Below are 19,348 nucleotides of genomic sequence, written 5' to 3'. Positions count from 1 at the left end.
CGAGGACGTCATGGCCGAAACCGGGCTGGACAAAGAGGCCGCCCGGTCGGTCGCCGGGGAGATGATCGGGGTCGAAGACCGGACGATCCGACTGCCCGAGCGTGAGCGAGACACGGTTCGCCTTGCTCTGGCCACTATCGGGAAATGGCGGGTCGCCACGCACTGGAGCGGCAAGATCCGCCTGCTGGGCTTCGACTACGGCGAGATTGACGTGGCCGCGCGCTGGATGGGCATCGCCCGTGATGCGCGGCTTCTGGACGGGATCGGGATCATCGAGCGCGCGGCGCTCAAAGTGCTGGACAAGACATGACGGAAATGCGCGCAAAGCTGGTTGTCGAAGCCGATGCCTCCGCCATCGTGGGAGAAACGCGGCGGTCGGCCGAGGGGCTGGACGGCATGTCGGCCGCCGCCGACCGGGCCGCCGTTGCGCTTCAGCGCACCGCCTCGCCTGGCACCAGGGAGAACCTGGATCGGATCATGCAATCGTCGGTCCGCACGGCGGCGGGCTTCGGCAAGGTCTCGGGCGGTGCGCGGAGCGCCGAAACCGCCATCGGATCGCTGCAAACGCAAACCGCCTCGATGAGCACGGGGCTGAAGGCGCAGGCAGCGGATCTCGTGGCCACGCAGCGCGAGACCGCCGCCTGGCAGGGACAGCTCGACCAAGTGCGCGCGCGCTTCGATCCGCTCTTCGCCGCGATGCGCACCTATGAAAAAGAGCTGCGCGATATCGCCGCTGCCGAACGCATGGGCGCACTCTCCGCCGAAACCGCAGCTGCGGCCCGGACACGCGCCAAGGCTGGGTATGACGCTTTTGCCGCCGCGCAGTCCCGTGGAGGCAGGCGCAGCATGGCCCGGGGCGGCGTGCAGACCGCGGCGTTCCAGGCGCAGGATATCGCCGTTCAGTTGCAGATGGGCACTGCCGCATCGGTGGTTATGGCCCAGCAGCTTCCTCAGCTTCTGGGCGGCTTTGGCATGATGGGCGCCGTGCTGGGCGCGGTGGTCGCCGTGGGCGTGCCCTTCGTTCGCATGCTGCTCGACAGCGAGGATGCGGCCGGCACGCTGGACGAACGCCTGGGCAAGCTCGACACCTCGCTGCAAGCGATTGGCGATCATCTCAAGATCCTGAATGACCGGGATCTCGGGCAGATCTTCGGCAGCATGTCCGGCGATATCCGCGCCATGACGCAGGATCTCCTCGCGTTGGAACGGGCTGCTGAACTGAAAAGTCTGGGAAGTGCTCTAGACGGCATTCTCTCGGAGCGACTTGAACCGTCTTTGTGGCAGCGCCTCAATGAGGCAGGACGCTCTACAACACTTGGGGGAACCTTTGGCACTGGTGGTCTCGCTGAGACACGGGAGATGGAGGAGCGCCTGCGTGTCGAGAACTACCGTGAACTGACCGGTGGTCGGGGACCTAGCTACGAAGAGTTCCAAGCGCAGAAGGAGCAGCTCGTCCAGCTCTCAACAGCGGGCGATGTCGAAGCCGTCATTCGTGAGATCCGCAATCTCGTCAATGAGTTTGCTGCCGGTGGGCCTGTATCGGAAATCAATACCGATATGGCTGCTATGCTCAACGAGCTGACCAAGGCAGCGCTTCAAACAGCGCAGACTGAGGCACTTTACAATGGCAGTGCCCAAGAGGCGCGGCTCGATAAGCAGATGGCCTCAGTCAGCGATGCATACCGCCAGCAGGCGGAGCTCGCAGAGGCGGTGACGCGCCATGGCGAGAACAGCGCCGAAGTGGATGCGGTTCGCAACCGTCATGCCCGCGACGCGCTGACGCTGAAGCTGCGCGAACTGGGCATCGAGGAAGACAGCACCCGCGAGCGCGAAGCCCTGGCCGATCTGGACCGCGCGCTTGCGGCCGAGGAGGCGCTGCGCGCCCAGGAGCGGCAGCGGGCCATCACCGAAACCCTGACGGGCCTGTCGAACGAACTGGCGATTACCCAGAGCGTCATTGCCAATGGCGAGCAGAGCGTCGAGGTGGAGCGGTTGCGCACCGAGCAGGCCAGGGAGGCGCTGCGGTTGCGCCTTGAGGAGCTCGGAGCGACTGAGCAACAGATCGCCCAGGGCGAGGAGCTGATCGAGCAGAGCCGCCGGCGTGCGCGCGACGCGCAGATCGCCAAGGCTGAGCGCGAGGCCGGCCAGTCGCTGGCGGAGATGCAGCGCGAGGCCGAGATCAATGCCGCGATCCTTCAGCACGGGCGCGACAGCCTTGCGGTCAAGACGCTCCAGATAGAGGCGGCGCGCGCGGAATACGCGCAATCGCTCAAGACCCTGCTGGTTTCTCAGGAGACGAAGGGCGCGCTTCTGGCCCAGTGGGATGCGGCACGGGGGCTGGCGAGCGTCGATCCGTTCGGGTCGCTCGCTGCGGCCCAGGCGATGCTGGAAGCGCAGCAGCGATCTGTCGCCCAGATGCAGCTCGAACAGGTGCTGCTCGGGCAATCCGAAGAAACCCGCCGCCGCGTTCTGGCGCTCTACGAGGCCGAGCTCGACATCCGGCAACAGGGCATCGACGCGACGGGTGCGTTGGCGCAGCAGATCCGTGACGGTGCATTGGCCGAGGCCGATCTCGCCGCCGAGGTCGCGCGCGAGGCGGATGCCTGGTCGGATGTGCAGGCCGCCGCCGAAAGCTCGATCGACCGCATCGTCGACGCCGCGATGGAGGCGGACCTTCCGGGGCTCTTCGAAGGCATCGCCGAGGAGATCCAGGGTATCCTCACCGATCTGGCCATCAAGAACCCGCTCAAGAACGCTTTCACAGGTTCGGATTACGCGACGCTTGCCGATCTCGGCGGGCTCGAAGGTGTCTGGGCCCGGCTGACGGGTCAGGTTCAGGAGATCGACCCGACCCGCGCCGCCGCCGACGCGGCCGCGCGATCCGTTGCCACGATGCAGGTGACCGCAGCCAATGTGATCATTGGCGGCAGCGGCATCAGCCAGTTCGCCAGCACCATGGGCGGCGTCGGGGGCGCTGCGGCGGGTGTGAACCTGCCAAATTCCCCGGTCGCCTCCCAGATCTGGGAGTTCTTCAAGGGCAAGGGGCTGGCGCCGCATCAGATCGCGGCCATCGTCGGCAACGCGGCGGGCGAAAGCGGGTTCGATCCCCTTGCTGTCGGTGACAAGGGCACCTCGTTCGGGCTCTTTCAGCACCATGCCTCCCGCGCGGACGGGCTGCTGGCGGCGGTGGGCGGCCGGGCCGGTCTTGGCAATGTCCAGGGGCAGCTGGATTATGTCTGGAAAGAGCTGCTGACCTCGGAAAGCGGCGCGCTGCAAAAGCTGCTCGCCACGACGAATGTCGGCGATGCCACGAATGTCTGGATGCGTCAGTTCGAGCGGCCTGCGGACAGCTCGATGGTCGAGAGCTGGCCGGTACGGCTCGGCGCGGCCGAAGAGGCGCTTGCAAAATTCGGCACCACTGCGGCGCAGGCCACGGATGGGCTTGGCGCTTTCGATCTGGGGCTCGGAAACCTGGGCTCCATTCTGGCCGGCCTCGGAGGCGGTGGCGCCGGAAACACGGGCGGCGGCGGGATCTGGACCATCGTTTCGGGCATCTCCGGGGCAATGGGGCTACCGGGTTTCGACATTGGCGGCCCGACCGGTGGAAGCGACCCGAAGCGGGTCGCAGGGCTGGTCCATGAGCAGGAGTTTGTTTTCGACGCCGCGTCCACAGCGCGGATCGGCGTCCCCAATCTGGAGGCGATCCGCCGGGGCGTCATGCCGGGCTACGAGGTCGGCGGCTATGCCAGCCGGGCAGCGGCGTATCCGTTCCTGACGGCCGCGCGCGAGTCGAGCTCAGCGGTCGCGCTGCCGGTGGCGCAGCCGCTCAGCGTCGTTGTCAACGACTATGCCGGTCAGGGTGTCGAGTTCGAGGAACAGTCGGACGGTCGGGGTGGCCGGCAATTGCTGATGACGGTCGGTCAGCAGGGCGCAGCGGCAATGGCGCAGCCGGGAAATCCGATGCGCAAGCAGTTGCAGATGATGGGCGTGAAGAAAGGGCCGGTGCGGCGATGACACCACTGAACTGGCCCTCCGAACTCGACAAGCCCGAGCGCAATAGCTGGAACGCCGGATGGAATGATCCACGTCAGAAGCGGCGTGGAGAAACCGGCGGACCGCGCTACCGCCGGCGCTATTCGGCGGTCGCAAAGCCCGTTTCCTTGTCTCTGGTCTGCACCCGGCTGCAAAAGGGCGTCTTCGACCGGTTTTTCGAGCAGGACACCAACTTCGGGTCCCGCGTTTTCCGGATGCCTGATCCGACCACCGACGGGTGGGCGATGCTCGATGAAAACGGCACGGCGGTGCTCGATGAAAACGGCGTGCCAATTCTCATGTCGGCGCAATGGCTTTGTCTGTTCGGCGCCGAGCTGCCGAAGGAGACCGTTGTCGAGCAGGTCAAGTTCCGGTTGACCTTCACTGTCGCGGTGCTGCCATGAGACGCGTTTCCCTCAACGCCCGCCAGATGATGGATGCGGAGGTCTCGGACGAGCTGCCGGTGATCCTGATCGAAATCACCCATGCGCAGCTCGACGCTCCGATCCGGTTGTCGACTGACAATGCAGATCTGATCTCGGTTACGGATGAAGGGCAGATCCGGGGAACCCGGTCGTCCTGGCTCGGCGCCGACCCCGAGACGGAGCCTTTCCTGTTCGTGATCGCGGCGGCGATCCTGCCATCCGATCTGGACGATACGCCTGAAGCCGGCCAGCTGATCCTGGATAATCTCAGCCCCGCAATGGCGGAGCTTGTCCGCTCCTACACCGATCTGGCGGGCATCAGTCTGGCCACGGTCATGGCGGATATGCCCAACGATCCGATCGAGCAGGCGCTGGGGCTGGAAATCACCTCAGCCGTGATCACCGGCACCGAGATCACCATCACCTACAGCTTCGAGGAGCGCGAGAACGAGCCTTTCCCCAAGGCCCGTATGTCCCGCTCGTGGTTCCCGGGGCTGCACCGATGAACAGGGAGGCACGCGACATGATGGATTGGCCAAACAGGTTCGTGGGTATCCCCTATCAGGAATACGGCCGCACCCGGCTGGGCTGCGACTGCTGGGGGCTCGCCTGCATCATCTACCAGGAAGAGCTCGGCGTGAGCCTGCCGGAATACCTCGGTCAAGGCGCCGAGGGCGAGCATGCGGAGATCGCCGCGCTGATCGCCGGCGAGGCCGCATCACCACTGTGGGTGCCGGTGGACGGGCCGGCTGTTGCCTTCGACATCGCCGTGTTCCGGCGAGACCGCTGGAATGCTCATGTGGGCATAGTGATCCGCCACGGGCTGATGATCCACGTCTCCTCCGGCGATTGCGCGAAGGTGGAGAGCTATGATGTGGGCCGGTGGAGGCCGCGTCTTAACGGCGTTTATCGCCATGTCGAGCTGATCGGGCTTGCCGCACGATGACCAGACCGCGCAATATCCCCGTCCTCGCAGCGCCTATGTTCGATCCCGGCGCCGGGCGTGTCGATCTCGAAGTTCAAGAAGGCGCGACGCTCTCCGAGATCGTGACAATTGCGATGCCCGGCCTGCCGGAGGCTGCACGGCGCCGGGTTCGCGTTGCGCTGGTGACCGACCAGGGCGTGCAGATTGTCGATCCGGCAATCTGGCATATTGCCCGCCCCCGGCCGGGCGTGCGCGTGGTTCTGCGCCTGGCGCCCGGCGACGGCGCCATGAAATCGGTGTTGCAGATCGTGGTGGCGGTCGCGGCGGTGGCGCTGGGGGCATATTTTGGGCCGATGCTGGCTGGCACCTTCGGCCTCGGGGCGGAAGCCTGGGGCGCTCTGATCATGATGGGCACGACGGCGGTCGGGAACCTGCTGATCAACTCGATGTTTCCGCCGCCGGAGCCCGACAAGGTCAGGAACCGGTATCAGATTTCCGGTTTCCGCAACGAGATGCGCCCGGATGGCGCGGTGCCGGAGATCATGGGTACGATCCGCTATGCCCCGCCTTTCGCCGGGTCGAGCTGGAGCGAGATCGTCGGAGATATCCAGTATATCCGCGCAGCCTTCCTCTTCGGCGGCGGCAATGTCGAGTTGAGCGATATCCGTTTGGGCGACACGTCGATCGACGAATTCGACGAGATCGAAACCGAAACCCATACCGATTTGCCGGCAAACACTTCCCTCGGCCTCTACCCGTGGCAGGTGGTGGAAGAGCGCGTCGGTGCGGAGCTGGAGCGGCCCTGGCCGACCGATGATGCCGGCGAGCGGATCGACGGTCCGAGCATCGAAACACCGGTTGTGCGGTCTACCGGAAAGGATGCGGCAGCCGCCTCGGTGATCTTCTGGTTCCCCGCAGGCCTGATCCGCTACAACCGCGAAGGCGACAAGAAGGAGTACCGCGTCAGCGTCCGCATCGCACAGCGGCTGACCTCCTCCGATCCCTGGCAGGAGGTCACGACACTGACCTTCCGCGCGAAAAAACAGGAATCCTTTTTCCGCCAATATACATGGGATCTGCCGACGCGCGGTCGCTGGCAGGTGCAGGTCACGCTCATGGACAGTCCGGGACCGAACGAGCGCTATATCAAGCGGCTGGTCTGGGCGGCGCTGCAAACGGTTCGGCCGGAGAACCCGATCGCCTATGACGGTAAGGTGACCAAAGTCGGTTTTCGTGGTCGGGCCACCGCGCAGTTCAACGGACAGATCGACAATTTCAACGCGCTGTGCAGCCGGATCTGCCCGGATTGGGACCATGAGACGGGGGAATGGGTCGAGCGTGCGACCAGCAATCCCGCGTCGTATTATCGGCTGGCGCTCCAATCTGAGGCAAACCCCAAGCCAAGCGCAGACGAGGATATTGATCTCGAAGAGCTTCAGGACTGGCACGATTTCTGCCGGCTGAAGGATCTGAAGTTCGATCACGTCTTCGAGGACGAAAGCATGACACTGCGCGATGTGCTGACGGTGATCGCCGCCGCCGGACGTGCGATGCCCCGACGCATGGGCGGTAAATGGGGTGTCGTAATCGACCGGCCGCAGAGCCTGATCGTCGATCATATCAATCCGCGCAATGCCGACGAACTCAGCACGACCCGCAGCTATTTCGAGCCGCCGCATGGCTTCCGCGTCAAGTTTCGCGACGCCACAGACGATTACAACGAGGCCGAGCGCCTGGTGCGCTGGCCGGGCTATGACGGGCCGATCAACCTCACCGAAGTGCTGGAAATGCCTGGCAAGACAGACCCCGCCGAGATCGCGCGCGAGGCGACCCGCCGCGCCTATGAGCTGATCCACCGACCGGATGTGCATCAGGCAACGCAGGATCACGGCGTGAGGACCGCGACACGCGGCGACCTGGTTATGTTCTCGAACTACTTGCTGACCGAGCACCAGTATGTCGGACGGGTGCGAGCGGTGGAGGGTGAGATCGTCGTCCTGGACGAACTGGTCTCCATGCTCGAAGGCGAGACATATGCCATGCGTTTCCGGCATTTCCCCGAGCCTGCGCCGGGTGAGGATCAGGATACGGTGGGGCAATCCGTGCTGCGGCTCGTCCGGACAGTACCGGGCGAAACCGGCACGCTGCTGCTTGTCGGTTCCGGTGTGACGCCCCAGGAGGGCGACCTGGTGCATTTTGGCCCAGCCGCAGCCGACAGCTATCCAGTCGTGATACAAGGGGTCGAGGCTGGCGAGGAGTTCACCTCCGTTGTGCGCATGGTCGCGCACGCACCGATCATCGACGAGCTGACTGACGCCTACGTGGCTCCGCCATGGACCGGGCGCATTGGCGATGAGGTTGAATATGTCGGGCCTGCACCGGGATCGCCGAAATGGGTGTCCATCCGGTCGGGGCTTGAGATCTTCGAAAGCCTGGCATCCGGGGAAGATACTGGCCCTCGCGAGATCACCGTGCAGCTCGCGCCGGGCGAAGGCTCCGCGCTGCTGAAGTCGTATCGAATCGAGCATCGCTATGAGGGACCGAATGGCTGGTCATCTGTAACGGTTCCGGTCGCTCAGGGAGCCGGCCTGATCGAAGGGTATGTGGTTGGCGACCAGGTTGAGCTGCGCGCCGTGGCCATCGCCGTTGGTGATACAGAGAGCGCCTATTCGCCGGTCGTGACCATCACTGTCGGTCAGGACGACCCTGCGCTGCCGGACGATCTGGATGCGCAGGCCATCACAGCGAGCAGCGGGCTCGGCAGCGCGACGATCACCATGGCTGTGCCCTCGGGAGCCACCACCGGAATGCAGCTCTTCCGCGTGCCTGCCGGAGGAATGCTCGATACCGAAATGCACGCCGTCGGCGATCCGGTCCCGGTCACGGCTGGCAGCACGATCTCGCTCATGGATGGCGACGCGACCCGCCAGACAATTATCGCCAACGGTCAGTTTTCCGACGCTTCTGCATGGGTCGCCGGGACGGGCTGGACCATCGAAAGCGGCTACGCCGCCGCCAGCGCCACGCCGCTGACCGAAACGGTCCTCAGCCAGTCGATTGCCGTAAGCGCCGGCCAGGTTCTGCGTCTGGCCTATCGGATCTCGGATCGCCAGTCCGGCACGGTCACCGCTCGGCTGACAGGTGGCGCCGTGGTGTCAGCCGCAGAGGTCAACGCGAACGGCCGCCACTATGCGGAGCTGACCGTGACGGCGGGTACGACCCATCTTGAGTTCCTCAAGTCCGGTGATTTCGAGGGACATCTCGATGACGTGACACTGTACTTGCGTACTTCCGCCTGCGCCCCGCAGGGCGCTTGGGACTACTACGCGCAGCCCCGCAATGACGAGGCCCTGGCAGGTATCGCAGGGCCAGCCACAGCCGAAATCGCTTAACGGAGAACGAGATGAGCAACGGGATGCGATCGGTAGATAAGGCTCAACTAGCCTCTGTCAGCGACCTTCTGGGCCACTATGACGGCTCACTCGGCCGGGTGGCCTTGGCCACGCTGGCCACTGCGCTCGTGAACACAGGATTGATAACCTCCTCGTCGCGGATGCGCAGCGAACGCTACGAAGGCGCGCCACCTCCGAACCCCATAACCCTGCCAGTTGCCCCCGCCAATGACGATGCTGTCATCGTGCTGGCCGGCGGCAGTTATCAGCCGCGCACGGAATGGACGCGGGATGGGGCCGAACTGACCATGGTCGATGGCTGGCCCGACGGGATCACCCATGTTGACGTGCTCATTTGGGAGGGCGTGATCAGCACGGCCAGCGCAGGCAGCACCACATTCGAGGCGGGCGACAGCCTTGAGGACCGGTATCCCATGCCCGCGTTCGCTGGGCGCGACCAGCTTGTCAGCTGGTGGGGTGTCGCTGGCAACCGCAATGCGGTTCCTCCCGGAAAAGTGTTCAGCGACGGGGAGCGGAACTACCTCAAAATGCCAGTCGGGCATGCGCTTTACGGCACCATCGCGGACCTGCCCGGCGCCTGCCCGTCGGGGGCCTGGGACTTCGGTCATTTTGGCGCCGATTATACAGGCACGGTCGATAGCACCGCGATCATTCAGGCCGCCATCACAGCCGCCGCTGGCACCAAGCTGCATTCGACCGGAGCGGCGCTGCGCATGGATGGCACTGCCGTGATTTCAGCGCACGGTCAGGAGATCGCGTTCGGTGCAACACGGATCGACGCGACTGCGTTCACCGGCTGGCTGGCTGTGGCGGGCGATGGGTGGAATACGGGGCGTGTACGAGCCCCCGTTGAGGTGCGCGGTCAGGAAGGTCCGAGCACAACACTTTCTGCGGATACCGGGCGTCGGGCGACCACGATCACCGTGGCCTCGGCGTCGGGCATCAGTGCAGGCGATCAGGCGTTTATTCAAAGCGATGGAGAGCGCTGGTACACCCTGTCAGGCAAAGAGATCTACAAGGGCGAGCCCGTCAGAATTACCGATGTGACCGGCAATACTCTCACTCTCGACCGGCCGCTGCGCTTCGAGTACGACGCGACCTCCCACACCGTAACGGTCGATACGTACACGCCCGTACGTGACGTGCGCATCAGCGGCGGCATCTGGCAGGGCGGCGGCGTTCGGCAGGCGATGGCCAACGGGTTTGGCCCGGCGGCGCTCTTTTCTGAGGGCTACTACAACTGCACTTTCGAGCCCGTTTACGTGGAGGGCTTTCAGGGGCGCGCGATCCATTTCAAGGACGGACAGAGAGCCTCTGCTATCAACACAACTTTGCGGGGTCACACCGATGCTTACGGGCCAGTCACCGAAGATCTCGATAGCGGTTTCTACGGCGTGTGGTTCGATAGGTCCGCCATATGCAGGGCGGACGGGATCACCGGCATCCGGCTGCGTCATGTGGTGGACGGGAATGACAGTTTCGATGTGATCTGCGACAACATCATGCCGCTCAACAACCACGCCGCAGCCTATACGTGTCACGAGGGATGCGGTGACTGGACGTTCAGGGACGGGTGCCTCGCAGACCAGATTTTTCACTACGCCATGCAGTGGCGTGGTGGTGATGTGACGCTGCAAGGCGTGCCGTGGCAGTCTGATGTCGCCGCTGCGACCGAGTTCGGCTTCACTGTTATCGACGGTGCCGTCGGGGACATGACGCGTGTTGTCACGCTCGATGGTGCGCAGATCAGCGCGAACTATGCGGCGGTCTTCGTAAATATCCCGGAGGTCGAGCTTCGCCTGTTGCCCGGAACCGTCCTGAGATCGACACGCGTCGATAGCTCGCCGCTCACAGTCGGCAGCGCCAATATGTCCTCGTTGATCGCGCGCGGCGTGACCTTCGTCACCAAGGGCGACAGTTGCGTTGAGATCACCGCAGAAGCGCTCTCCGATGGAAATGTGGTGGACATTCAGGACTGCATTCTCGACGGGTATACAGGCGCGGGCGTGCGCAACTACTCGGATGTGACCAAGGCGCACATGGTTGTCAAAAACAATCATGTGCGCCCTGCAAACCCTGCCGCAGAGATCCTGACCTATGATAACCTAAACAGCGTGGATAGCGGCTCGGGTCGTGGCTACGTGATCTCAGGCCCGAACTATGGAGCCGATGGCGAGGTATGGGGCATTGCCACAAATGCAAACCGCTGGACGCCTGCACTCATAACAGACGGTGTTACCAATTTCTCCTACGGCTTCGCAACACGCGGACAGTGGGAGCGTGTCAGCAGCAACTGCATCAAGTTCAGCGGACGGGTGAGCCTTACCGGGCTAAATACGTCTACGGGTAAGATCAAGATCGACCTTTCTGATATCGGCCTGCCGTTTGCGACATACGTCGATGGATCTGCGTCGCTTGAGATCTATGACTATGCGGCTGCGGGCACGCGGTTCGGGTTACAGATTGAAGACGACGCCAGCGGACGGATTACATTGCTGCGCTATCCGGCGGCGGCGACAACGCCGGTCAGCGCGGAGGTGTCTGACCTCACCGCGACCACCACGATAAAATTCTCTGGCCATGTATTCTTGGGGGCGTAGACCATGCAGCGCATCAACGTAGCCGCCGTCGATTTCAGCACCGGTGTTCAGCTGGGCGCGCCGGAAAGCGTGTTCTTCTCGAACGCTACAGTGCCTGCGGGGAAAGCCCCGTTCGCCGCCGCCAGAGCGCCCAGGGCCTTTTTTGGTGACGCCATGGGATTTTCGGGGGCGACGGCTGGGAATAACACCACGACGGTATCGCAGCTCACTGACCCGAGCGTGTTCGATGGAACCGAGGATCTGGAATACTTTGCCAACAATGCCACCATCGTCGTGGCCACGGACTACGGTATTGCGGGTGCGTTTGCGGCGACGAGCAAAAACACGACATCGGGCGACAAAACTATAACCCTCGCATCCCATATGGCCAACCATGATGCGGACGGCCCCGGGTGGGCCCTTTACCTCGACGCTGTGCGCATGCCCGGGGCCGGGTCCGTCTGGGGTGGGGAGCTGCAAGTCGGCAACAAGGGGCCAAGCCCGACTGCTGATGACGGCGCACCCGGCATCACGCCTCACGGGCGATTTTTGTCGGGCTCCACGCGCGGCCTGACCATTGGCAGTGGCGCAGACCCCAACGTGCACGCGACCTCCTACCCGGTGGACGTGGCGCTCTATATCGCTCCCAACGGCAGCACGTTCTATAATGGCATAACGTTTGGGCCGGGTGCGTTGGAGCCGTGGGCAGACGGCGGTCGCCGGGCCATCAATATGCAGGCAAACGGCACCCGGTTCAGTTGGTTCACCGCTGGCGCCATGGCCGGAAGTCCCTACGAGCAGTTCTATATCACTGCAAACATGACCGGCGCGGCCAGCTCACGTATGGGCATGCGCGCCAATGACAGCGGTATTTCGTTTTTGAATGACGCTGAGCATCCGTTCTTTTTTCTCAACAACGGGGTCGGGTCCGTAGCGCTGAACTATGTGGCGATTGGCGCGGCCGGGACAGGGAGCCCTGCCCGGATCTATGTCGATGGCGTCGATGACGACGCAGACCTTTTGCTTGATCCGGCAGGCGCAGGGCACGTGCGTATGGGCTCCTATGCAGCGCTGGCAGGCGAGACAGCCAGTGGCACCCTGACGATCAAAGACGCGAACGGGGTGCTGCGCAAGCTCTCCGTCGTATCCTGATATCCCCCCCCCTGAAACCTCCCCCCGAAGAAAGGAAGTACCATGAAAATCGACTTCGATCAGCCGATCACCAATCTCGACGGCACCCCGCTCGTCATGTTCCCGCCCGTCCTCGACGCGGACGGCTCCGAGGTCCGTCCGGCTGTCGAGGCGACGCTGGGCCGCTATGTCGGCCATATCGTCAACACAACCCGCGAGGCCGAGTCGTCGTCGCTGGAGCGAGGCAAGCTGGCAATGCGGATCTATGGCGGTGGCGAAGTCGAGGTGACAGCCGAGGAGCTGACGCTTATGCGCCGCATCGTGACCAACAATGGCATGCCCTGCAATGCAGTCGCCGCCGCCTACGAGATGCTGGAGGTCTGATCGTCTCGACCGTTCGAACGGCCATTGGCGCGCCCTTCAATGGCCGTTCTTCAAAATCGCGTTGCTGCAAGTTTGCGTGTCAAACACTGCAAGTTTGGCTGTCACGCTACAGCGCTCTTTCGCATGCGGCCCGGCGACATACGCCCTTTACTGTTTGGCAAGAATTTTCACCGTGTCGAACGGATGCAAAAAGAGTGTATTTTCGCCTTGTTTCTCGGCGTCTCCCCCTCTAAACGGGTCGGCGGAGACGTGGCCGAGTGGTCGAAGGCGCTCCCCTGCTAAGGGAGTAGGCGGGAAACCGTCTCGAGGGTTCGAATCCCTTCGTCTCCGCCATAAACACTCAGGCGAAAACCGAAAATTTCCAATGATCTCAGGCCACTAGGCCGGATCATCGGAAACTTGCGGTTGACAATGGTCGACATTTTTGTCCACTTTTCTGCTACATTGTCCGCCATTGGGGCTCGCCCATGTCTCTCAAGAAGATCGGGAAGACCTACCATTTGCGCCGCCGGGTGCCCAAGCGGTTCGCCGCTATCGAGCCGCGCGAGCTGGTCTCTCAGAGCCTGCACACTGACTCCGAACAGCTCGCCAAGTTGAAGGCTGAAGCCGCATGGGCTGAGCTGATCGAGGGTTGGGAAAGCCGATTGGCCGGTGACACTCAGGATGCAGAGCGCAGATTTGATGCGGCGCGTGAGCTGGCAGAGCGCCGGGGATTCCGATTCATGCCCGCCGCGAAGGTGGCAGAGCTGCCCAAGGCTGAGCTTCTGGACCGCATCGAAGCCGTGCCGGAGCACAAAGGCGAGCCCAACCCGGTCGAGGCTGCCGCCATCTTGGGCGCGGTCACAGAGCCGCCCATCACGGTGACGCGGGCGCTTGACCTCTACTGGGCGCTCGCCAAGGACAAGACGCTGGGGAAGAGTGAAGACCAAATCAGGCGCTGGCAGAACCCGCGCAAGAAGGCGGTTAAGAACTTCGTCGAAGTTGTTGGCGATAGGCCACTGCCCCAGATCACCGGAGACGATATGCTGGCCTTCCGCGACTGGTGGATTGACCGCATTGCCGATGAGGACATGACGCCCAACAGCGCGAACAAGGACCTGATCCACCTTGGCGACGTGCTCAAAACGGTCAACCGGATGAAGCGGCTGGGGCTTGTCCTGCCGCTTTCGGACCTGTCCTTGAAGGAAGGCGAAGCCAAGAAGCGCCCGCCGTTTTCGGTGCCGTGGATTCGGGATCACCTTTTGAAGCCCGGCGCGTTGGACGGTCTCAACGATGAGGCCCGCGCCATCTTGCTGGTGATGGTGAACACGGGATGCAGACCCTCGGAGATTGCCGCTCTGACGCCCGAGACGATCCATCTCAAGGCCAACGTGCCCCACATCTCGATTGAGCCGGTAGGCCGCCAGCTCAAGAGCCGCCGGGCGCGTCGGAAGATCGCGCTGACTGGGGTCAGCTTGGAGGCCATGCGCGGCTTCCCGGGCGGCTTCCCGCGCTACCGCGACAGGTCGGGCTTGTCCGGTGCGGTGAACAAGTTCTTGCGGGAAAACGGCTTGTTGGAGTCCGACAGACATTCGCTCTACTCGTTGAGACATGCGTTTGAAGACCGCTTGCTTGCGGCCAAGGTTGATGAACGGGTGCGGCGGGATTTGATGGGCCATCGCCTCACCCGAGAAGAGTATGGCGACGGTGCCACGCTGGAATATCAGCGCGAAGTTCTGTCCCCTCTGGCCATCTGAGCGACAGCTCGGGCGCGGGCCAGAATGTCGCCAGCCGCCTCAGCTTCGGCAATCTCAAGCTCAAGGCGCTGGAAGATCGGCGCATAGGCCGGATCGGCCACCACCAGTCGTGCAACCTTGTCCCGCGCCCGGTGAAGGCGCGACAGGTCCGACGTGATGGTGGCCGGGGCGTTCATCGTCTCAGCCGTGGAGCCGCACGTTGACGGTGCCGCTGGGGTTGGCGGCTGCGGTCACGGCCAGCCCGATTTCCGCGTTGCTGCCGGTGTCGTCGTCGGTTGTGACCAGCCCGGCAGAGTCATCCCAGTAGACGGGCGCACCAACCGTCATCACGTCGGTGCTCACCTTCGGCATGGAAAAGACGCCCACGGTCACAAGGTCGAGGTCTTCGCCGATAGCAGCGTCCCCGGCGGCAATGCCGAAGAGGCTGCCCATGAGAACGCCATCGCCCGAGCTGGCGGCGGCGGCTGCGGTCACGGTGATGTTCTCACCCTTCTGCACGTAGTTCTTCATCTCAGAGTCCTTTCGAGGTCTTGAAGAGGATGGTGGAGGCTGGGCGGGCGGACTGGGCAGCGATCTCAGCGTCCAGCGCGGCAAGAGCCCGGGCCATCTCGGAGTCGGACTTGTAGACGACGGTTTCGCCGTTCTGGTCGCGGAACTCCCGTGCCCCGGTCATGCGGGCGGCATGGAGGTCCGCCCGCATTTGAGTCAGCTCAGCCACGGACGCCATCAGGCGTCACCCGGGTTGAGGTAGGCCCCGCGCCAGTCGACCGCACCGCAGCCGAAGTCGAGCACCACGCGGAACTCCATGCCCAGCACGTCCCAGCCTTCGCGGGACGCCATCTGCGGCCCCTGAGCGGAGCTGAGATAGCTGTATTCGAGCACGGGCAGGACAGCCGGGTCAGCGAAGACATACCAGCTCTCATCGGTGATGCGCGGCTCTACCAGCAGCGTCAGGCGGCCCGAGAACGGGTTGGCGTCCTGATAGCTCGCGGCGTAGATTTGGGCGAGGATTTGCTCTGCCGCCGTCTCCGACTCCGGCCCGACCAGCAGATAACGAGGCGTGGCGTTGATCGGGGTCTTGCCGTCCAGTGCCTTCATGCCGCGCATGGCCTTGCGGGCCGCGCCCAGAGCGTTGATGTCCGCCACGCTGCCCAGCGACGTGCCGGAGCTTGCGAGGTTGCCGTGATCGGCATGGAAGAGCGCGGTGTTGTCTTCGCCCATCGTCGGATTGCTCAGCAGCAGCGACAGCAGCAGGTTGGCTTCGGTCTCCGCCGCCATGCGGCCCGCCGTTGCACCCCAGTCATTCAGGCCGCCAAGGTCATCGTTGATGAGCGCCTTGCGGCTGATCGCGAATTGGGTGGCGTAGGTGTCGAGCGCATAGGACTCGGACGCTTCCGCCCGGCTGGTGTGCTTGATCTCGCCCGACTCGCTCACCTTGCCCAGAGTGCCGATGTCGCTCAGCTTGAGCCGCGTCCCGGGCCGGAAGTCGGCAAGGGTGGACTGCCGCGCCAGCGTGGTCTTCACCGCGCTCTGCGCCGCCTGATAGGCCGTCACCAGCGTCCGGTTGCCGGTGCTGGTGAGAAGCTGGGGAAAATCGGACGTGGTGTGCATGGCAGCGCGGAAGAGCTGGTCCGTGTCCATCGCCCGGGTGCTGGTGCCGGTCGCCTCCACGCAAGCCCGTGCCATGTCGCGCAGCGTCTCGCCCATATAGGGCCGCGCCCCATCAGACGGGGCTTCGCCAGAGGTCCGCGCATAGAGCGCGTCGGAGCGGTGTTGCAGGACCGTGGCGGGGTTGTCTGCCTCGCGGTGAGCCGTGCGGATGCGCGGCGTGGTGCGGCCACGGTCCTGCATTGCCTCAAAGGCTTCCGCCCGGGCTTCGGTGATGGACAGCTCACGGTCCACCATGTCGTCAGCCTGTTCGCTGGTCAGGCCAGCGGAACGGGCAATTTGCCGGATCGCTGCCCGGGTCTGCGCCCGCTCGTCTTCGCGGGTTTCGGTGGCGTTTTCATCCACCGTGATTTCGTCGTTTTCCACGTTTTTACTCCTGATTGTGGCCCCCTTATCGGCGGGCACGGGGACGAAAGAAATTTCCGAGATTTCGGGGACGATGGTCCGCACCGATTGCCCGGTTTCGGGATCGGTGGAGCGGGTGGCCTTGCCTTGGCGGTAGCCGATGCTGGCGCTGGTCACGATTCCGGCTTCGATCTCTTCCAGAAGCCAGTCCGCCCGCTGCGAGATTTGCACGTCGGCCCAGAGGCCCGCGTCATCCACGCCAGCCGCCACCACGCGGCCCAGTAGGTTGTCGAGCCCGTCTTGCCGGTGCGAGTTGAGCACGGGCAGCCCCACGATGCTCTGCGGGTCGGGCAGCGTCAGCCGTTCGATGTAGCCCCGTCGCTGGACGGCGGCCCCGGTCGAGACGGTCACGCGGACGGTGCGGTTGTCGCGGTCAAGCGTCGTCGGGCGGAAGGCCGCCCGGCGGGTGAAGAGGTCAAGCGGCATTGTCGGACTCCTTGCGCTTGGGGGTGTGCGGATCGGCGGCAATTTCCGAGTCCAGGTCTTTGACTGACCAACCTCGTTCGGCCACGGCCTTGCGGCGGCTGGTCAGTCCGGCTTCCAGCTCCGCAACGGTCGCTTGCACGTCCTTGAGCGGGTCCACCTGCATGGGCTTCGGGGGCAGCCATTCGCAGGCCAGATAGGCCCGGGGGTTCGTCTCGAAGTCGGGGGCTGCCAGCTCGCCAGACAGGACGCCGAAGGTGACAACGCGCCGCCAGATCGGGCGGAGAAGCTGGGGAACAAGGGTGCCATACTGGACTTGCTCCACCCGCTGCCGGAACGGCAAAAGCCCGGCCCGCAGGCTGGAATAGTTTGCGCCAGTAAGGTCTCCGCTAACCAAGTGCTCTGGTAAGCCCAGACCGGCGGCAAGCTGTTGCAGGTTGAGCCGGAGGAACGCGCCAATCTCCTGCGTCTGCCCGGGCGTGTTGAACTTCACGTCATAGCCGGTGGGCAGTCGCTTCATGGTGCCGGGCTCAAGGCCGGTTTCCATGATGCCGCCCGACTCTGTGCCGTCATAGGGCTCGCCCGCCGTGCCGTTCATGTCCACAAGGAACGCGGAGTGCATCGCCGCGACCTTCACGCCCACCAAGAGCGCGTCACAGAGCTGGTCAAAGTCGGAGGCGGGCAGGATGACGGGGGCGATCCAACTGACTCCGCGCACCTGACCGGCGGCAAGCGGCTTCATGATGTGGAGAATGTCATCCGCCGGGACCCGGACAGGCGGGGCATAGTTGGCGAATTGGTCATGCGGGCGACTGGGCAGGACGTGATAGGCCACCCGGTTGCCGTCCGCGTCAAACTCCACCCCCTGCACGATGCAAGCCCCGTCCGCCAGTTCACGGGTCAGGGACTCGTCCACCAGCTCGGGCGGTATCAAGCGGAGCTTCGGCCCGGCTTCCGTGGTGATGATCTGGACGAAGGCTTCGCCGTCGATGACCACCCCCCGGGCGATGTCGGATTGCAGGCCCCAGAAGTCGGTTCGGCCATCAGCGTCGGCTTCATCAGCCCAGTTCTGGAAATAGGCGGACAGCTCCGCATCGGGGTGCTTCGCCGTGGGCACGATGCCCGGCCCGACCAAAGCCCCAGCCCAGTTGGCGACGGCTTGCGCCAGCCAAGGGTTGTTCGCGGCAAGGTAGCGGGCGCGGCTTCGCAGCGATGCCCCGGCGGCGGAGACTTCCGGGTTGATGCGCCCCATCGTGCCCATGCCCCAGCCGCGCCGCCCCCCGGCTGCCCCGTCGAAACGGCGGACATGGGTGGGCTTCGCAGCGCGGCGGAAGAGCTTGGGCAGGAAGGGGAACGCCATCAGTTCGCCACCTCACGCGGGCGGGTGAGGTGTGCCAGCACGTTGTCGAGGTCCAGCGCGAACACCGAACGGTTTTCCCAGTCGTCGTGCTTTTGCAAAGTAAAGTTGGTGAAGCCCCCGTTGGCGTTGCCGATGCGGGCGGAATGCCAAAGGTCGCCGGTTTTCCTGTTGCGCTGCGTCATCAGCTCGAAAGAGAAGCCGCGCCGCCCTTGGATGTATGCCACCAAAGCCGCCAGCGCCGGGCTGGACGGCACCAGTGGGAAGCGGCCAGCCTGCATGTCCTCTTGGGTCATCCCAAGGTCCTCGGCCCGCCAAGTCGACATTGCGCGGGACGCTGCCTGCGAAGCAGCCTTCCGAAGCTCTTCACCCGCAATACCGGCCTCGGCCATGCGCCAGAGCACGGCGGCAATCACGATCTGGTCGGGCTTGAAATAATACGCCTTCTTGCCGGTCTTCTGACGGCTGTAAGGGTGAACCAGCCCGGCGCGGGTCAGGTTGCGAAAATAAACTGACGCCTTGTCCACCGGTAAACCGGCTTCGGCCAGCGAACGCGCGGCCTTGTCCGTCGTGATCTTCGCTTCGTCCGCGTCCACCTCGGGGACGTGGAGGAAGCCGCCATATTCTTCAGTCATCGTTGGTTCCTCGTGTCAGGAGTAGATTCGCAGACACGGTAGCGGGAACCGGGTTCCTTGAAAATGATCAACTATTAGTTGATGGTCAACCAAAACTATACGATAACAATTACTTGCATCCGATATCTCCTACCGGGTATAAAGGATTCGTTCACTCAACAGCCATTGATGAACAATCCCCGGGGTCGCCTGTTGTTTGGATGTCGTTGCAGGCGGCCCCACCCCACCCCCCGCC

General features: G+C 63.9%; 16 protein-coding genes and 1 tRNA gene. 11 read left to right on the top strand and 6 right to left on the bottom strand.

The window, feature by feature from the left end; genetic code table 11:
- Positions 1-10 precede the first annotated feature (10 nt).
- The 11 genes from Ga0080574_RS19055 (at position 11) to Ga0080574_RS19005 (ending at position 14,625) form a co-directional block, all read left to right on the top strand.
- Complete coding sequence (locus Ga0080574_RS19055; RefSeq protein WP_076703323.1) at positions 11-310, top strand: hypothetical protein; 300 nt, start codon at positions 11-13, stop codon at positions 308-310.
- Complete coding sequence (locus Ga0080574_RS19050; RefSeq protein ID WP_156876404.1) at positions 307-4,014, top strand: phage tail tip lysozyme; 3,708 nt, start codon at positions 307-309, stop codon at positions 4,012-4,014. The genes Ga0080574_RS19055 and Ga0080574_RS19050 overlap by 4 nt, the downstream gene beginning before the upstream one ends.
- Entirely contained in the window at positions 4,011-4,436 is a 426-nt protein-coding gene (locus Ga0080574_RS19045; RefSeq protein WP_076703318.1) for a hypothetical protein, read from the top strand. Before Ga0080574_RS19050 ends, Ga0080574_RS19045 begins: the two co-directional genes overlap by 4 nt.
- Entirely contained in the window at positions 4,433-4,963 is a 531-nt protein-coding gene (locus tag Ga0080574_RS19040) for a DUF1833 family protein (protein ID WP_076703316.1), read from the top strand. The genes Ga0080574_RS19045 and Ga0080574_RS19040 overlap by 4 nt, the downstream gene beginning before the upstream one ends.
- Before the next feature lie 17 nt (positions 4,964-4,980).
- Positions 4,981-5,403, top strand: coding sequence for a C40 family peptidase (locus Ga0080574_RS19035; RefSeq protein ID WP_237219285.1), 423 nt, complete (start codon positions 4,981-4,983; stop codon positions 5,401-5,403).
- Between the two features lie 35 nt (positions 5,404-5,438).
- Positions 5,439-8,774: a TipJ family phage tail tip protein gene (locus tag Ga0080574_RS19030; protein ID WP_076703314.1), complete on the top strand. Its 3,336-nt coding sequence runs from the start codon at positions 5,439-5,441 to the stop codon at positions 8,772-8,774.
- A gap of 11 nt (positions 8,775-8,785) precedes the next feature.
- Positions 8,786-11,395: a hypothetical protein gene (locus Ga0080574_RS19025; protein WP_076703312.1), complete on the top strand. Its 2,610-nt coding sequence runs from the start codon at positions 8,786-8,788 to the stop codon at positions 11,393-11,395.
- Positions 11,396-11,398: 3 nt separating this feature from the next.
- Positions 11,399-12,526: a hypothetical protein gene (locus Ga0080574_RS19020; RefSeq protein WP_076703310.1), complete on the top strand. Its 1,128-nt coding sequence runs from the start codon at positions 11,399-11,401 to the stop codon at positions 12,524-12,526.
- A gap of 42 nt (positions 12,527-12,568) precedes the next feature.
- Positions 12,569-12,889, top strand: a complete 321-nt coding sequence (locus Ga0080574_RS19015; protein ID WP_076703308.1) for a hypothetical protein — start codon at positions 12,569-12,571, stop codon at positions 12,887-12,889.
- Positions 12,890-13,132: 243 nt separating this feature from the next.
- Positions 13,133-13,222: transfer RNA gene (locus Ga0080574_RS19010), tRNA-Ser, on the top strand.
- 134 nt (positions 13,223-13,356) lie between these two features.
- Positions 13,357-14,625: a DUF6538 domain-containing protein gene (locus tag Ga0080574_RS19005; protein ID WP_076703306.1), complete on the top strand. Its 1,269-nt coding sequence runs from the start codon at positions 13,357-13,359 to the stop codon at positions 14,623-14,625.
- Here the strand turns inward: Ga0080574_RS19005 and Ga0080574_RS26015 are convergent.
- Genes Ga0080574_RS26015 through Ga0080574_RS18980 form a run of 6 tightly spaced genes read right to left on the bottom strand, consistent with a single transcriptional unit; the run spans position 14,592 to position 19,113 of the window.
- Positions 14,592-14,801 (bottom strand): hypothetical protein, encoded by a 210-nt coding sequence (locus Ga0080574_RS26015; RefSeq protein ID WP_156876403.1) that lies wholly within the window; start codon positions 14,799-14,801, stop codon positions 14,592-14,594. The genes Ga0080574_RS19005 and Ga0080574_RS26015 overlap by 34 nt on opposite strands.
- A gap of 4 nt (positions 14,802-14,805) precedes the next feature.
- A complete protein-coding gene (locus Ga0080574_RS19000) occupies positions 14,806-15,135 on the bottom strand; it encodes a DUF2190 family protein (RefSeq protein WP_076703304.1) in 330 nt (109 codons plus the stop codon).
- A gap of 1 nt (position 15,136) precedes the next feature.
- Complete coding sequence (locus Ga0080574_RS18995) at positions 15,137-15,352, bottom strand: phage head-tail joining protein (protein ID WP_076703302.1); 216 nt, start codon at positions 15,350-15,352, stop codon at positions 15,137-15,139.
- Entirely contained in the window at positions 15,352-17,124 is a 1,773-nt protein-coding gene (locus Ga0080574_RS18990) for a prohead protease/major capsid protein fusion protein (protein ID WP_076703299.1), read from the bottom strand. The genes Ga0080574_RS18995 and Ga0080574_RS18990 overlap by 1 nt, the downstream gene beginning before the upstream one ends.
- Positions 17,114-18,481 (bottom strand): phage portal protein, encoded by a 1,368-nt coding sequence (locus Ga0080574_RS18985; protein WP_076703297.1) that lies wholly within the window; start codon positions 18,479-18,481, stop codon positions 17,114-17,116. The genes Ga0080574_RS18990 and Ga0080574_RS18985 overlap by 11 nt, the downstream gene beginning before the upstream one ends.
- Entirely contained in the window at positions 18,481-19,113 is a 633-nt protein-coding gene (locus Ga0080574_RS18980) for a hypothetical protein (RefSeq protein ID WP_076703295.1), read from the bottom strand. Before Ga0080574_RS18980 ends, Ga0080574_RS18985 begins: the two co-directional genes overlap by 1 nt.
- Positions 19,114-19,348: the final 235 nt, after the last annotated feature.

Source organism: Salipiger abyssi (assembly GCF_001975705.1).
GTDB lineage: Bacteria > Pseudomonadota > Alphaproteobacteria > Rhodobacterales > Rhodobacteraceae > Salipiger > Salipiger abyssi.
Note: the sequence above shows the minus strand (reverse complement) of the source record. Positions and strands in the feature narration are given on the sequence as shown.

What these genes read in the sequence shown, in the direction of transcription:
- Ga0080574_RS19055 (WP_076703323.1), top strand. Translation starts at nt 11, where the DNA reads ATGGCCGAAACCGGGCTGGACAAAGAGGCCGCCCGGTCGGTCGCCGGG.
- Ga0080574_RS19050 (WP_156876404.1), top strand. Translation starts at nt 307, where the DNA reads ATGACGGAAATGCGCGCAAAGCTGGTTGTCGAAGCCGATGCCTCCGCC.
- Ga0080574_RS19045 (WP_076703318.1), top strand. Translation starts at nt 4,011, where the DNA reads ATGACACCACTGAACTGGCCCTCCGAACTCGACAAGCCCGAGCGCAAT.
- Ga0080574_RS19040 (WP_076703316.1), top strand. Translation starts at nt 4,433, where the DNA reads ATGAGACGCGTTTCCCTCAACGCCCGCCAGATGATGGATGCGGAGGTC.
- Ga0080574_RS19035 (WP_237219285.1), top strand. Translation starts at nt 4,981, where the DNA reads ATGATGGATTGGCCAAACAGGTTCGTGGGTATCCCCTATCAGGAATAC.
- Ga0080574_RS19030 (WP_076703314.1), top strand. Translation starts at nt 5,439, where the DNA reads ATGTTCGATCCCGGCGCCGGGCGTGTCGATCTCGAAGTTCAAGAAGGC.
- Ga0080574_RS19025 (WP_076703312.1), top strand. Translation starts at nt 8,786, where the DNA reads ATGAGCAACGGGATGCGATCGGTAGATAAGGCTCAACTAGCCTCTGTC.
- Ga0080574_RS19020 (WP_076703310.1), top strand. Translation starts at nt 11,399, where the DNA reads ATGCAGCGCATCAACGTAGCCGCCGTCGATTTCAGCACCGGTGTTCAG.
- Ga0080574_RS19015 (WP_076703308.1), top strand. Translation starts at nt 12,569, where the DNA reads ATGAAAATCGACTTCGATCAGCCGATCACCAATCTCGACGGCACCCCG.
- Ga0080574_RS19005 (WP_076703306.1), top strand. Translation starts at nt 13,357, where the DNA reads ATGTCTCTCAAGAAGATCGGGAAGACCTACCATTTGCGCCGCCGGGTG.
- Ga0080574_RS26015 (WP_156876403.1), bottom strand. Translation starts at nt 14,801, where the DNA reads ATGAACGCCCCGGCCACCATCACGTCGGACCTGTCGCGCCTTCACCGG.
- Ga0080574_RS19000 (WP_076703304.1), bottom strand. Translation starts at nt 15,135, where the DNA reads ATGAAGAACTACGTGCAGAAGGGTGAGAACATCACCGTGACCGCAGCC.
- Ga0080574_RS18995 (WP_076703302.1), bottom strand. Translation starts at nt 15,352, where the DNA reads ATGGCGTCCGTGGCTGAGCTGACTCAAATGCGGGCGGACCTCCATGCC.
- Ga0080574_RS18990 (WP_076703299.1), bottom strand. Translation starts at nt 17,124, where the DNA reads ATGCCGCTTGACCTCTTCACCCGCCGGGCGGCCTTCCGCCCGACGACG.
- Ga0080574_RS18985 (WP_076703297.1), bottom strand. Translation starts at nt 18,481, where the DNA reads ATGGCGTTCCCCTTCCTGCCCAAGCTCTTCCGCCGCGCTGCGAAGCCC.
- Ga0080574_RS18980 (WP_076703295.1), bottom strand. Translation starts at nt 19,113, where the DNA reads ATGACTGAAGAATATGGCGGCTTCCTCCACGTCCCCGAGGTGGACGCG.